At 43.6% G+C, this 14748-nt stretch carries 12 protein-coding genes and 2 pseudogenes; 10 read left to right on the plus strand and 4 right to left on the minus strand.

Annotated features, from left to right (window positions below; genetic code table 11):
* A partial coding sequence (locus O9290_RS27495; protein WP_288087740.1) for an RNA-guided endonuclease InsQ/TnpB family protein occupies nt 1–692 on the minus strand: 692 nt, incomplete at its 3' end.
* Between the two features lie 92 nt (nt 693–784).
* A pseudogene (locus tag O9290_RS27500) lies at nt 785–1030 on the minus strand (CoA-binding protein); the annotation flags it as partial.
* A 41-nt stretch (nt 1031–1071) separates the two neighbouring features.
* On the opposite strand from O9290_RS27500, the gene O9290_RS27505 reads away from it, so the two are divergent.
* The 6 genes from O9290_RS27505 (at nt 1072) to O9290_RS27530 (ending at nt 6422) form a co-directional block, all read left to right on the plus strand.
* Complete coding sequence (locus tag O9290_RS27505; RefSeq protein ID WP_288055020.1) at nt 1072–1275, plus strand: hypothetical protein; 204 nt, start codon at nt 1072–1074, stop codon at nt 1273–1275.
* Nucleotides 1262–1936, plus strand: a complete 675-nt coding sequence (locus O9290_RS27510) for a TIGR04283 family arsenosugar biosynthesis glycosyltransferase (RefSeq protein WP_288055021.1) — start codon at nt 1262–1264, stop codon at nt 1934–1936. The genes O9290_RS27505 and O9290_RS27510 overlap by 14 nt, the downstream gene beginning before the upstream one ends.
* 320 nt (nt 1937–2256) lie before the next feature.
* On the plus strand, nt 2257–2877 hold the full coding sequence (locus tag O9290_RS27515; RefSeq protein WP_288055023.1) for a PEP-CTERM sorting domain-containing protein: 621 nt from the start codon (nt 2257–2259) through the stop codon (nt 2875–2877).
* Between the two features lie 280 nt (nt 2878–3157).
* A complete protein-coding gene (locus O9290_RS27520) occupies nt 3158–3340 on the plus strand; it encodes a twin-arginine translocation signal domain-containing protein (protein WP_288087742.1) in 183 nt (60 codons plus the stop codon).
* A gap of 730 nt (nt 3341–4070) precedes the next feature.
* A complete protein-coding gene (locus tag O9290_RS27525) occupies nt 4071–4550 on the plus strand; it encodes a hypothetical protein (RefSeq protein WP_061431412.1) in 480 nt (159 codons plus the stop codon).
* Between the two features lie 219 nt (nt 4551–4769).
* A complete protein-coding gene (locus O9290_RS27530; RefSeq protein WP_002759883.1) occupies nt 4770–6422 on the plus strand; it encodes an acetolactate synthase large subunit in 1653 nt (550 codons plus the stop codon).
* A 124-nt stretch (nt 6423–6546) separates the two neighbouring features.
* Here the strand turns inward: O9290_RS27530 and O9290_RS27535 are convergent, their stop codons facing one another.
* Entirely contained in the window at nt 6547–7791 is a 1245-nt protein-coding gene (locus O9290_RS27535) for a DUF4912 domain-containing protein (protein ID WP_002759885.1), read from the minus strand.
* A gap of 409 nt (nt 7792–8200) precedes the next feature.
* Between O9290_RS27535 and O9290_RS27540 the strand changes: the two genes are divergently transcribed.
* Nucleotides 8201–9538 carry a histidine phosphatase family protein gene (locus tag O9290_RS27540; RefSeq protein ID WP_002759887.1) on the plus strand — a complete coding sequence of 446 codons (1338 nt, stop codon included), beginning with the start codon at nt 8201–8203 and terminating at the stop codon, nt 9536–9538.
* Between the two features lie 380 nt (nt 9539–9918).
* On the opposite strand, the gene O9290_RS27545 is transcribed toward O9290_RS27540, so the two are convergent.
* Nucleotides 9919–10839: a metal ABC transporter solute-binding protein, Zn/Mn family gene (locus O9290_RS27545; protein ID WP_288055462.1), complete on the minus strand. Its 921-nt coding sequence runs from the start codon at nt 10837–10839 to the stop codon at nt 9919–9921.
* Nucleotides 10840–10973: 134 nt separating this feature from the next.
* On the opposite strand from O9290_RS27545, the pseudogene O9290_RS27550 reads away from it, so the two are divergent.
* The 3 genes and pseudogenes from O9290_RS27550 to thrS form a co-directional block, all read left to right on the plus strand.
* A pseudogene (locus tag O9290_RS27550) lies at nt 10974–11165 on the plus strand (threonine--tRNA ligase); the annotation flags it as partial.
* Between the two features lie 427 nt (nt 11166–11592).
* A complete protein-coding gene (locus O9290_RS27560) occupies nt 11593–12426 on the plus strand; it encodes an FkbM family methyltransferase (RefSeq protein WP_288055465.1) in 834 nt (277 codons plus the stop codon).
* A gap of 113 nt (nt 12427–12539) precedes the next feature.
* Nucleotides 12540–14339: a threonine--tRNA ligase gene (gene thrS, locus O9290_RS27565; protein WP_012266106.1), complete on the plus strand. Its 1800-nt coding sequence runs from the start codon at nt 12540–12542 to the stop codon at nt 14337–14339.
* The last annotated feature ends 409 nt before the right edge of the window (nt 14340–14748 follow it).

Consider the following 14748-nt stretch of genomic DNA (forward strand, 5'->3'; position numbering starts at 1 on the left):
TTTTCCCGATTTTTTGACCCTTTCTGTTTTCTAGAAAGGCTTTTTTGGGCCTTTCGCAGTCTCCGATAATGCTTGTTAAAATGCTTAGGATTAGATACTTTGTCACCATCGCTGGTAATCACGAGGCTACTAATTCCTAAGTCAATTCCGATGGCTTTATCTGTTACTGGTAATGGCTTAATCGTTGGGTCATCAAATCTAATTGAGATATGCCAGCGTCCTGAGGGATGTAATCTGACTGTTACTGTGCTTGGTTCACAGCTTTCTGGGATGTGTCTTGACCATCGAATAGGTAAAGGTTCTGTGCATTTAGCTAAATAGATTTGTCTGTCTTTAAATTTAAAAGCAGATTTGGTAAATTCGGCACTTCCTCCTTGATGTTTTTTCTTAAAGTTAGGATACTTAGTACGACCAGCAAAGAAGTTAGTAAAAGCTGTTTGTAGGTGTCTTAACTCTTGTTGTAAGGGTACACAGCTTACTTCATTGAGAAAGTTTAATTCTTCTTGCTTTTTCCAATCGGTTAGCATTGAAGAAGTTTGAGCGTAGCCTACTCTTTCTTGTCTTTCATACCAAGCTTGTGTTCGTTCCTGGAGAGCTTTATTGTAAACCAATCTTACACATCCCAAAGTGCGCCGCAATAGCGACTCTTGTTCTGGTGTGGGGTAAAATCGGTAAGAATAGGCTTTTTCCATACCTCACATTTTAGCATATATTTCGTAAACGATGCTCATATTTAACAGTAAAGCCGTCGTAGAACGACGGGGTTTCAGACCCAAAATTTTCGATGACGAAAAACGTTAACAATATCCACAGGTTCAGGGATAGCCTCTAGAGAAGGATAGCAGCTTTGACCGTCAATTTGCTTGACCATAGGATTGACAGGATAGACTCGATAACCCACCGCTTGCAGGAATTTGGCCACCTGATAGCTGGCGCGGCTCGATTTCTCGGAATGCCCGACCACTGCGATAATTTTACTATTGCTGAAGATGGTTTTGAGCGCACCATCGTCTCCTTTAATATTCGGCATTGTCCCACCTATCTTAGAACAGAGTTTCGCTTTCCATAAAGATGAAGTGTAACCTAATTTGGTATCGACTTTTGACTCCAGCTTTAGCCACTCTGAAGAACTGGCAGCAATGTTTAACTTTTCTACCGAAAAAACAGTTATTAAAAATCCCAGTCAATCCCTCGGTATCTGTAGGAAAATTTACCCGATGGTCGCCCCTAAATCCTCTGACTTTAGTTACCACAAAACCTGATGAATTATCTTAGTATTATCATTCCGACTCTCAATGAGGAGTTAAGAATTGCAGCAACGTTAAAACAGATAGGTGCGGGGGTAGAAATTATTGTTGTCGATGGGGGCAGTACCGATAAAACCAGAGAAATAGCCGAACAATTGGGAGGAAAAGTAATTATTTCACCCAGAAAAGGTCGTGGATTTCAGATGAATTTAGGAGCCAAAATAGCCAAAGGAGATATTTTGTTATTTCTACACGGAGATACTTTACTTCCCCATGAATTTCAAGAACAAATTATCGATACTTTATCCCAATCTGGGATAGTAGCGGGGGCCTTTAAATTAAAAATTGATGGAGAGGAAAAAACCCTGCGTTTAGTGGAAAAATTAGTTAATTGGCGTTCTCGCTGGCTTTCCCTTCCCTACGGAGATCAAGGAATATTTTTAAGAGCCTCAATCTTTGCCGATTTGGGTGGTTTTCCTGAGTTGCCAATTATGGAAGATTTTGAATTAATACAAAGATTGAAAAAAAGGGGTAAAATAGCCATAGTTGCTGCTGCGGTAATTACCTCAGCAAGACGTTGGCAAAAATTAGGAGTTGGCAAAACTACCTTAGTTAATCAATTAGTTATTATTGGTTATTATCTAAAAATTCCGCCGCATTTGTTGAAAAGTTTTTATCGTTTATGGTAATAAAGGCTTGCTGAAAAAGTATTTGAGGTGATTGTGTAATGTGGGAGCGCAACGCTTGCGCCCATAATGTGACATTGTGAACATTTTTCACCCAATATCCAAGAGAGGCAAAGACAATTATACAATCGAAGAAACCCTACCAAAGAAGAGGTTTCCATGGGCAAAACATTAACAAAAATAATTAAAAATGCGGGGGGGGTAAGCATTACTTATTTGTAGCAGGCAGTACCAGTCTTTTGAAAAATACAATTATATAATCGAAGGAAACTTACCAAGTGAAGAGTTTTCCATGGACAAAACATTAACAAAAGTAATCAAAAATGCGGGGGGGGGGTAAGCCTTGCTTATTGGTAGCGGGGGCAACTCTAGCCATCCTAACCCCTTTCCAAGCCGCCCAAGCTGTAATTATCGATTTTCAAAGCTTAGAACAAAATAACCAAAACGTTAATGGTGTCGGTTTTACCTATACCGAAGACGGTTTTACCCTAGATAACCTGTCTACTCCTAATCCCTTTAAATTTTTTGGCACTCAGGCATCTCGTTACCCTGGTTCTACCGCCTTATTGAATGATACAGTTGATGGAATCACCAGATTAACCCAAAATGGCGGAGGCTTATTTGACTTAAATTCTATTCAACTAACTAGCGCCAATGGTGATGATAGTGTGACTGTCAATTTTACAGGAACAAAGGCCGATTCTAGTACCGTTAGCCAAGCTTTTACTACCGATGCAATTCTTAGTACCCTAGAAACTTTTACCTTTAATTCTAGCTTCACTAATTTAGTATCTGTTGAATGGATTCAGGCATCTCCGTTTCATCAGTTTGATAACATCAATGTCACTCCCAGTGCTACACCGGTTCCCGAACCTTCGGCAATTTTAGGATTATTGGGTTTAGGACTTTTAGGCATCGGTTCTCAATTCAAACAAAAACGATAAATTGACAAGTGTGGGGATGGGATGTTTTCCATTCCAACTTGAGGAAAAACGCGCTCTAGAAACCTTCCAAATTTAACTCTTAATTTGAGTAAACAATTTTTTTTTAATTCCCCGGCAATTACTCAAAAGATTTGACATTTTAATGGCGGACAGGTAAAAATAAGTAGTCGTGCAAAATTAATTTCCTAGTGAAGATAGGCAAGAGGCAAGAGGCAAGAGGCAAGAGGCAAGAGCGGGGTTAGATATGTGTAATTAATTTTGCCTAGGTACTTAAAAACTTTTGTCTGCCAAGGCACCGATCGATAGGATAATTGATCATCGGAACATCTGCTCTGAGAATATGTCTCTCGATCGCCGTCAATTTCTTTATCTTTTAGGTGCTACCCTTGGCACAGCCACTCTTGCTGGTTTTAACCCTGCCGCTTTTATCGAAAAAATTAGATTTATTCAGCCAACTCTATAGAGGGTTTTCATCCCTTGTAACCCCATCCATCGCATAACACAAACCGAAGAACCGGGCTATCTTAGGTTTGGTGGGTAAAATGTATTCTAAGATACAGTCCTGCTGGCGAGGGAGTAGAAGGAACCACTCCAGACACAGAGGACACAAAGATTGATCGCTTCTATAGTAAGTTAAACTGATCACACAAAGAACTGATAGGCTTTTAGCGGCTTGAGAACAAGCTTTATCAATCTATTCATATAATTGAAAATTATCAAAAGCGCACACTGCCGGAAAGCCATTTATTTTTTACCGAAAAATTGGGTTGAAAGCCTCGCCCTTTGAGGGCGACTTTATAGGATGTATGATATTAAGAATAGGGGGCCGGGTAAGCAACCGCTTAAAAAACCCAGTCATCAACCGATGAACGCACCTTGAAAACTAGAGTTATGGGGTTCTCTAGGGGAATGCTCCTATAGGTAAAAATTCTCAGCACCAAGTACCAGAGAAACCAAGTATTTTAGAGGTTTGGAACTGTATCGTAGGGGACCCCGAAAACAGGCTTCTGTAAGGTCGCGAAAGTCTGAGGAGAGAACCACCTCTAGGTGGGATTTCGCCAGGAATCTAATTCAAGTGGACTCGTTGAGCCAGAAATTCACAGCAGTGATGCGAGAAGAATCCACGTCCGTAAACGGACGTGGGGTATGTCAAAATAGAAGATTCCCTAGATTATTTTTGCGGGAGGCAATCGGTGATTCTCAATTTTTCCTTAAGGATTGTAGCGGCCAAAGGCAGACTATTCTGTAAGTTTTCACTCTACAAAACCTATCGGGTGGTCAGTACCGCCCCCGTCGATGTCCTCTGGCAAAAATTAATCAATGTGGCCGATGTCTCTTGGCATCCTTTGATCGCCAAGGCTGATGTTCCCTTGGGTTTAATCGCTAAACCGGGGTTAATCTATCAAGCTGTCACCCGTCTGACTCCCATTCCTGTCCGGGTTTTCGTGGAAAATGTTCGCCCCGGTGAACTCCTCAGCCTCAGAGTTCTCGCTATCCCCGGCATGGAACAGAAAATGACCTACCAAGTGGAATCAACCCTCTGTGGTAGTTATATTTCCTATTCTGTCACTCTGCGGGGTTGGCTGTCCCCCTTTATCTGGTGGTTAAGTCGTCCCTATCTAGCCAAAGTCGCCGCCCAACTAGCCCACGCCGCCGAAGAATTAACGGCCTAAAAAAAATTCTCCCCAATTGTGCTAATAAATAATCTGCCAAGGGTCAAGATCTAAGTCACAATGGTATATGGATAGACTTAAACAAAATTTTAGTCAGCTACATTGGTACATATAGTCTACTGATATCATCCCGACGAGTTGAGCGCAACAACCTCAATCCGCCGGGATGAACTATCTCTAGAGACTTTACTGATGAAGTAAGCTCTACAGGAGGGAACTATGGGGGAATTAAACACAGCCGAACTTCTAGTTAAATGTCTAGAGAATGAAGGGGTCGAGTATATTTTTGGGCTACCCGGGGAAGAAAACCTCGATGTTTTGGAAGCCCTGAAAAACTCCTCGATCAAATTTATCACCACCCGTCACGAACAGGGCGCGGCTTTTATGGCCGATGTCTATGGACGCTTGACGGGAAAAGCGGGGGTTTGTCTCTCCACTTTAGGACCGGGGGCGACTAACCTGATGACAGGGGTAGCCGATGCTAACCTCGATGGGGCGCCCTTAGTGGCCATCACCGGCCAGGTGGGAACCGATCGGATGCACATTGAATCCCATCAATACCTGGATCTAGTGGCCATGTTCGCCCCGGTGACGAAATGGAATAAACAAATCGTGCGGCCGGGTATCACCCCAGAAGTGGTACGGAGAGCCTTTAAAACCGCCCAAAGTGAGAAACCGGGGGCAGTTCATATTGATCTTCCCGAAAATATCGCCGCTATGGCTGCCGATGGTCATCCCTTGCCCCTCGATAGTCAGGAAAAAGTTTACGCTTCCTATCGGACTTTGAACATGGCGGCGGCGGTGATTTCTAAAGCGAAAAATCCCTTGATTTTGGCGGGAAATGGGGCAATTCGCGCTAATGCTAGTGAGGCTTTAACGGAATTCGCCACGGCCTTGAATATCCCTGTGGCTAACACTTTTATGGGTAAGGGGGTGATTCCCTATACCCATCCTCTGGCTCTTTGGGCGGTAGGATTACAGCAACGGGATTTGATTAGTTGTGCCTTCGAGCGCAGTGATTTAATTATCGCTGTTGGTTACGATTTAATCGAGTATTCCCCGAAAAAATGGAATCCAGACGGTAAATTACCGATTATTCACATCGGCATGACTCCGGCGGAAATTGACAGCAGTTATGCCCCGGTGGTGGAAGTGGTGGGTGATATCACCGATTCTCTCATCGATATCCTCAAACGGGCCGATCGCCAGAATAAACCAACTCCTGTCACCGCGGGATTAAAGACGGAAATTCGGGCCGATTACGAAACCTATGCCAATGATACGGGTTTTCCGATCAAGCCACAAAAATTGATCTACGATCTGCGTCAGGTGATGGGACCGGAAGATATCGCTATTTGTGACGTGGGCGCTCATAAAATGTGGATGGCGCGCCAGTATCACTCCGATTGTCCCAATACTTGCATTATTTCTAACGGTTTCGCCGCTATGGGTATTGCTATCCCTGGTGCGATCGCCGCTAAGTTAGTTTATCCCAATAAGCGCATTGTGGCGGTGACGGGGGACGGCGGTTTTATGATGAATTGTCAGGAATTGGAGACAGCTTTGCGGGTGGGAACTCCCTTCGTCACTCTCATCTTTAATGATGGCGGTTACGGTTTAATCGAATGGAAGCAGTTAAACTATTTTGGGACATCTTCTTTTATTAAGTTTGGTAATCCCGATTTTGTTAAATTTGCCGAAAGTATGGGATTAAAAGGCTATCGGGTGGAATCTACTCAGGATTTGATCCCGACACTAGAGGAGGCTTTCCGGCAAGAGGTGCCTACGGTGATCGATGTTCCCGTCGATTACGGTGAAAATCTGCGTCTTTCCCAAAAATCGGGCGATTTAAGCTGTCAGATTTGGGAATAGAAGTTGATAGCGGCAAGCAACCCCCTCGGTAGCTTGCCGTTAACTTCTCGAAAAAAATCCCCTAACTAAATCTCAGTTAGGGGGAAGTAATTAGGTTGGCTTTGGTAACGTTAGAAAACCCGATCTAGAATAACCATTCTAGAACCGCCTCATCTTTAGTGTTGGTATTGCGAGAGGGGGTTTCCCGGGTAAATTTCATGTGGATAGAACGATTTTGTTCACCATCGGCGGCCACGGCCATAATCGGATAATCGATTAAACCATCTTGGAAGGACATCTGATAGCGGAAAGTGCCATCGGGATTGAGTTTAATCGGACGACCACCGATAGTTACGGTGGCATCGGGTTCCGTAGCACCATAGACGATTAATTCGGCATCGGCAACTAACCAGAATTTGCGCGGACGTTGTAGGGTTTCCGAAGCACCCATACCGATACCGGAAGCAGTTATGCCTATACCGGAAGCAGTTAGTCCCGATACCGTGGGAACTGCCCACATACCAACCCCAGAGGGGAATACATAAGAACTGATCACTTCCGACATCGGTACGGAACCAGCGACGTGCTGCATGGAACCAAACAAGGAACCGGCCACCCGTAGGGCCTCGATATCGCCGACACTCTCGAAAATTTGGTCGTAGATAGGGCTTCCCGTGGTTCCGGCGCTGCTGCCGTAGCGTTTGCTGGGGGGAACGAGTTCGTAAACAGTTTTACCCACCAGTTCTTCTTCCCAGTTAACGGTGACAAAAATATCTTCAATCCAGTCGGAAGGATAGACGGGAGGAATCCGCACTAAAGGAGAACGGGCCAAAACTAACCAACGACCATCGGCACAACGATAACCGATATCGATAACATAATCTCGATCGCTGACCGGAATCGGTAAATACCATTCCCGGGCTAATTCATCACAGAGATATTCTTGGACGCTATGCGCGCCTTGGCTATTGAGATCGATATCGGTGACATCATAAAGACGCAGGGCTAACTGTTGTCCCCCTTGACGACGGAGATCTTCTTTTGATTCGTTGGGGATATCCCAGTAAGCATAGGCCCACTGAGGATCGCGAGGTAGGAGGGTGATGCGATTTTCACCGTAGCCCCCGGGCAGATCTCCTAAACCATCATCCACTGAACCTAGGATATCTTCGATCGGGTTAGCTTGACCTAATTCAAATTTTGCTGCTTCCACTGGTTTTTCCTCTTTAATAATAGATTTAAAATTGCCGCTTACTCCCATAGCTTGGGTAATTGACTCGATTAACTGCGTTTTCCGCATCCGACTGTAACGAGAGATGCTGTATTGACTGGCAACTCGTCGTAGTTGCCGCAAGGTCATCTCATCTAAGGGGGGGTATTCTGGAACCATGAGTTGACGCTCTCCGATTAGTTACGACGGCAAATGTTTTTGGGCATTTGCAAAAGCAGTGATCTGGGTAATCCTTCTAACTACTCATCGATTGCTTTGTGAACGAGAGATCCACTCGATGGGGATCAAGGGAATCGCTTGTTATAAATACCTATTAAACAGCAAGATTCCGATTTTGACCAAGTACCTTGTCATGATTTCTTGATAAAACCGCCAAACCCTTGATCCCAAAGAGATTGTTATATCAGGAAGTTTTGATATGCTGTGCTGCCTTGAAACTGTAGGCGATATTATAGTACAAATAAACTATAATAATTGCTGATTACTGATCACTGATCACTGATTTGTACTCCGATCCCGATCGCCTGTAATCTGATATTGAGACTTTTAGTTAAGGAGACTGAACCGCTTGGCTACTCGTGTGATTATTGTTCGTCATGGACAAAGCAGTTATAACGCAGAGCAGAAAATACAAGGTCGCAGTGATGGCTCGGTTTTGACAGAAAAAGGCCATCTGGACGCGGAAAAAGTAGGAAATGCCCTCAGTCAAATCGATATCGCCGCTTTTTACTGTAGTCCTCTCCAAAGAGCCAAATCTACTGCTGAGGTGATTCAGTCTCGTTTAAATAACTCTCCCGTCATTCAACCCACTTCGCAGTTACTAGAAATCGATCTGCCTATCTGGGAAAATATGGTCAAAGAGGAGGTAAAAGCTCAATACCCCCAAGAATATCGGGATTGGCACCAAAAACCTCACCAATTTAAGATGATACTGCCCGATGGTCAAGAACATTATCCCGTTCTCTCCCTCTATCAACAAGCGCAGGATTTTTGGCGAGAAATTATTCCCCAACACGAGGGCAAAACTATCCTCATTGTTGCCCATAACGGCATTAATCGCTGTTTAATCCTCAGTGCCATCGGTATTCCAGTTTCCTTATACCATTCCCTGCAACAATCTAACTGTTGCGTTAATGTTCTCAATTTTACGGGTGATTTTGGTGATCCTGTCCAGGTGGAATCCCTCAATCAAACAGCACACTTAGGGATAGCTTTACCCCCACCGCGTCCTCCTTTCCAAGGTTCCAGGCTGCTGCTTGTGCGTCACGGAGAAACCCAATGGAATCGGGATAAACGTTTTCAAGGTGTGCGCGATATTCCTCTCAATGATAATGGCAAAGCCCAAGCTGAGAAAGCCGCCGAATTTCTGCGAGAAACGGCGATCGATCACGCTGTCACCAGTCCTTTGTCCCGTCCCAAGGAAACTGCCCAAATTATCCTGCAATATCACCCCGATGTCACCTTAGATACCCAAGGGGATCTGACGGAAATCTGTCACGGACTTTGGGAAGGCAAATTAGAGGAGGAAATTGAAGCGAGTTTCCCCGGGATGTTAGAAGACTGGAAAAATGCCCCGGAAACCGTACAAATGCCGGAAGGGGAGAATTTACAGGAAGTTTGGGATCGAGCGATCGCTTGTTGGCGGCAAATCGTTAAAACCTATAGTAATAGCGATAGTCCTAAGACAATTATGGTAGTGGCCCACGATGCCATTAATAAGGTGATTCTTTGTTATTTATTGGGTTTAAAACCCGCCAATTTCTGGAATATTAAACAGGGAAATGGCGCGGTTAGTGTTATCGATTATCCCAAAGGAGTTGACTCTCAACCGGTCCTGCAAGCAATTAATATTACCTCTCATCTAGGATCGGGAATACTCGATCGCACGGCAGCCGGTGCTTTATAACAGTTATCAGTTATCAGTTATCAGTGGGTAAGTTAACAGTTATCAGATTTGAGTTTTAAGTGAGCAGTATGGGGCGCATCTCATTTTTGCAAATCTAGCAAGTTGGGATTTTTAAGGGGAAACTCTCTTTTAAAATCGGACATTACTTCTGATTTTATCACTCAATCCAAGCCTTTGGGGGGTTCTACCCCCCAAACCCCCCGTTGGGGTCGTGGCGCCGCCCCCAAACCCCCCGCGCATTAGCTTTTCGGTGGGATGCTTACAGGCAGCTGCTGATCCATTTGTCATCATCTAAAAGTCACCGATAATTGCTGATTGTCGGTATTTCTGCCTTCCTAACTCCTGACTCTAAGGACAATTTTTTGATTTTTACAAGAGGTCTATTGACCTTCTTGAGGTACTTTTCCCCCTAAAGATTCCACGATCGAGCGAGTATTTTCCCTGAGCATTTTTACATAACTATCCCCCCCAGTACCCACCGCACCGATCGAATCAGAATATAATTGTTGTGGTGCTAATTTCACCCCCGCTTCTGCGGCTACAGTGGTAATTAAAGCGGGATTAATAGTGGTCTCGGCAAAGATAGCAGGAACCTGGAGATTTTTAATAGCATCGGCTAAATTTTTCACCGTTTGGGCGCTAGGTTGTTCTTCGGTACTAATGCCAATTAAAGTTCCTGCAACTTTTAAACCATAGGCATGAGCATAGTATTGAAAAGCGTCATGAGTGGTGACTAATTGCCTTTGGGAAGGGGGGATAGTTTTAATAGCCGCAGTAATCCAGCGATCAAGATTTTCTAATTCCCTGATTAATTGGGCGGCATTTTCAGTAAAAATCTCTTTATCTTCGGGACTTAATTCAATCAATTGATCTCGGATTTTTTTCACCATGATTATGCCATTTTTTGCCGAACCCCAAACATGGGGATCGGGTACTTTCTGCCCCTCTTTTTCCAGTTGTAAAGGTGTAATGGCTTCTCCCACAGCCACTTTTTTCGCTTTAACTGCCGTAGAATCGATCATTTTAATTAACCCCGGTTCGAGATTATAACCGTTATAGAGAATTAAATCGGCTTTTTCTAAAGCCACACTATCGGCGGGAACTGGTTCATAAACGTGGGGATCATCCCCTGGTTTTAAAATGTCTTGATGGTCAATTTCTTCACCGCCTACTCGTGCGGTTAAATCGGCGATAATTGTGCTAGTGGAGATTACCTTAGGTTTTTGGTTATCGGTGGTATTAACCGCATCATTACAAGCAACCAATCCCAAAAATAAACAGGATAAAATTAGTTTTTTCATCGGGAAATAGAGATGAGGGTTTAGAGGTTAGAGATGGGGGGAAATGGCATTGATATCTATCTTGATTTTTTTCCTGACTAAAGACTCCTTTTACCATTAAAATAGAGAATAGAGAAGGTGTAAATTCAAAAGACATGGATAACCAAGCCCCGATTAAACTACCGAAAACCAGCGAATCCGACCACCTCAAGCGCATTCGTCACACCACCTCCCATGTGATGGCCATGGCGGTGCAAAAATTATTCCCGAAAGCCCAAGTTACTATCGGGCCTTGGACTGAAACTGGATTTTACTATGATTTTGATGTGCCGGAACCTTTTACCGACGGTAGATTAATTTTTTTCCCCCGAAGCGAATCGGGGAGATTTTTGTAAGTTCGCTCCCGAGAAAGAACAGGGCTTTCGATTCGGTCTCTCTCTGTCATCTATCGATGTGGATAGATATTTTGACATCGAGTAAGTGGTTATGGTATTTTCGAGGAGGAAGCGTGTAGGCTTATTCTTGGTCGGAAAAAGCTATACAAATTCGGTTCTTCGGTTCCTTTTATGCAGTGGACGGGTTCATAAGGGATAAAACCCTTAGAGAGAAAGACATTTACCGATTTCTGTCAATTGTTTTTGATCTAGAACCAACTAATCAATTAAGTCTCTTGCCAGATAAGAATTTAGTCGATTTATGCCACCCGATCGAACCATACCAGGTGACGAAGAAGCACAAATTAATCTATAAGCTAGGAGACCTACTATTCAAGCCATGTCTTTAATAAAAACCCTATCCGAGCAAAAGTACCCCGTTCGTTTTTTGCTGTCTAGAATTTTGATGAGAACCGGTTTATGTAAGTTATTTACCGTTCAGAGAAACGGCTATAAAATTCGATTTAATCCTTCGGGCATCAGCGCTCAATTGTGGGTCGATCCCGGTCGTATGCGATGGGAAGAGAGGTTTTTGGAAGATTATTTAAAACTGGGCGATCGGGTAATAGATGTAGGAGCGAATATCGGTACGCTCTCCCTAAGAGCTTCCACATTAGTAGGAGCGGAGGGAGAAGTGTTCTCTTTTGAGGCTAATCCAATACTCTGTGAATTTATTAAAGATAATCAGACATTGAATCAGTTCACCAATATCAAAATTTATAATTTAGCCGTGGGAGATAGTAGTGGTACGATTTATTTTGCCTTGAATAAATCGGATGATCGCAGTAGGGTTCACCTATCGGAGCAAGGGATCGCAGTTGAAAAACAGCCTTTAGATCGGGTAATTCCCGATGTACCGATCGCTCTTCTCAAGATCGATGTAGAAGGATATGAAAAATGGGTATTTCAAGGAGCGGAAAAAACGATTCAAAATAGCCAGGTGGTGATGTTTGAATCGCTCCCCGCCAATACGGAGCATTATCAGTATAGTGTTCGAGAAAATTTTCAATTCCTGCTTGATCGAGGGTTTCAAATTTTTAAATTAGGAGCCAATAAAACCATGTATTCTGTAGACATCGATCGATTATCCCAACACAACGGGGATTTATTCGCCCTTCGGAATGTAGAGTCCTTTATCGCTCGAAGCGGCTATAGGTTTCCCAATGCCTTGTAAAATCTAGGTAATGGGCTAACCGCTATCTCTCGCTTGGGGTGACCACCTGGTCTGTTCGAGACAGACCAGGCACCCGGACAGTAAGATAGATAGAGACGGCATAGTATAGAGACATGGATAACCAAGCCCCGATTAAACTACCGAAAACCAGCGAATCCGACCACCTCAAGCGCATTCGTCACACCACCTCCCATGTGATGGCCATGGCGGTGCAAAAATTATTCCCAAAAGCCCAAGTTACTATCGGACCTTGGACTGAAACCGGATTTTACTACGATTTTGATGTGCCGGAACCTTTTACCGATAAGGATCTCAAGGACATCAAAAAAGAGATGGTCAAAATTATCAATAAAAAACTGCCGGTGATTCGCGAGCAAGTTTCTCGGGAAGAAGCGGAAAAGCGCATTAAAGCGATTAATGAGGTCTATAAGCTGGAAATTCTGGCGGGAATTCAAGAACCCATCACCCTTTATCATCTTGGTGACGCTTGGTGGGATTTGTGCGCCGGTCCGCACCTAGATAATACAAGCGAACTAGACCCAAAAGCGATCGAATTAGAGACGGTAGCGGGTGCTTATTGGCGTGGGGATGAGAATAAAGCCCAATTACAGCGCATTTACGGCACAGCTTGGGAAAATCCCCAACAATTAGCCGAATACAAGCGCCGCAAGGAAGAAGCACTGAAACGAGACCATCGCAAATTAGGCAAAGAATTAGGTTTATTTATTTTCTCTGATTCTGTCGGGCCGGGGTTGCCTTTATGGACCCCCAAAGGAACTTTAATTCGTTCTTTGTTAGAAGATTTTCTCAAAAAAGAACAGTTAAAACGCGGTTATTTACCCGTAGTTACTCCCCATATTGCTCGCGTGGATTTGTTTAAAATTTCCGGTCACTGGCAAAAGTACAAAGAAGATATGTTTCCCATGATGGCAGACGATGAGGAATCTGCTGGTAAAGAAATAGGATTTGTCCTCAAACCGATGAACTGTCCTTTTCATATTCAAATCTATAAAAGTGATTTGAGATCCTATCGGGAATTGCCGATGCGTTTGGCAGAATTCGGTACAGTTTATCGTTACGAACAATCGGGAGAATTGGGGGGGTTAACTAGAGTTCGCGGTTTTACCGTGGATGATTCCCATTTGTTTGTCACTCCCGAACAATTAGACAAGGAATTTTTAAGCGTTGTTGATTTAATTTTGACGGTGTTTAAGAGTTTACAATTAAAGAATTTTAAGGCGCGATTGAGTTTTCGTGACCCCGAATCGGATAAGTATATCGGTTCCGATGAAGCTTGGGAAAAGGCACAATCAGCGATTAGAAAAGCGGTGCAAACTTTGGGGATGGATTATTTTGAAGCCCCCGGAGAAGCGGCTTTTTATGGTCCAAAATTAGACTTTATTTTCCAAGATGCCCTCGAAAGAGAATGGCAGTTAGGAACGGTACAGGTAGATTATAATTTACCCGAACGTTTTGAACTAGAATATGTTGCTGAAGATGGTAATCGTAAACGTCCGGTGATGATTCATCGCGCACCTTTTGGTTCTTTGGAACGTTTAATCGGTATTTTAATCGAAGAATACGCGGGGGATTTTCCTCTTTGGTTAGCCCCTGTCCAGATACGATTATTACCGGTTAGTGATACTCAATTGGATTACGCTAAAGAGGTGACAGCGAAAATGCAATTGTTAGGAATTCGCGCCGAAACCGATACCAGTGGCGAACGTTTGGGTAAAATGATTCGCAATGCTGAAACCGCAAAAATCCCCGTGATGGCAGTGGTGGGGGCAAAAGAAATGGAAAGTAATAGTTTAAGTATTCGCACCCGTGCCACGGGCGATTTAGGGGTAATTAGCGTCGAGGAAGTGGTGGCAAAATTAGAAAGTGCCATCCAAAATCACGGTAATTTTTAAGCGTTTGCTCATCTCATTCTATGGGGCAGAAAATATTTCTGTCCCAGCATTTTTGAGCAACCCAGGAGATTTTTCTTGATTAGAGTTCTTGCATAATTAGGGTTTGCTGAATAATGGTAAAACCCTTTTAAAATAAAGCTTTTGACCTGTTAAAGTCCGATGTTAGTGCAAGAAAATAGGATTGGGACGTTCAAAAACCTTGCATTATCCTTCTTATAGTACATCGCTTGGTACAAAAAACAAGGGCAACAAAGCCTGAAACGACCGTCTCCTGACGACCGGCTACTGACTCCTACCCCCAGGAAAAACTTTTTCAGCAGACCCTAATTAAATTAAAAATGGATTTTAGCTTCGATCCCCCCTTAGTACTAGGGTTGATTCATAGTAGGGTTGATTCATGAATCAACCC

The sequence above is a fragment of the Microcystis sp. LE19-41.2A genome (assembly GCF_027530405.1).
Classification (GTDB): Bacteria; Cyanobacteriota; Cyanobacteriia; order Cyanobacteriales; family Microcystaceae; genus Microcystis; species Microcystis aeruginosa.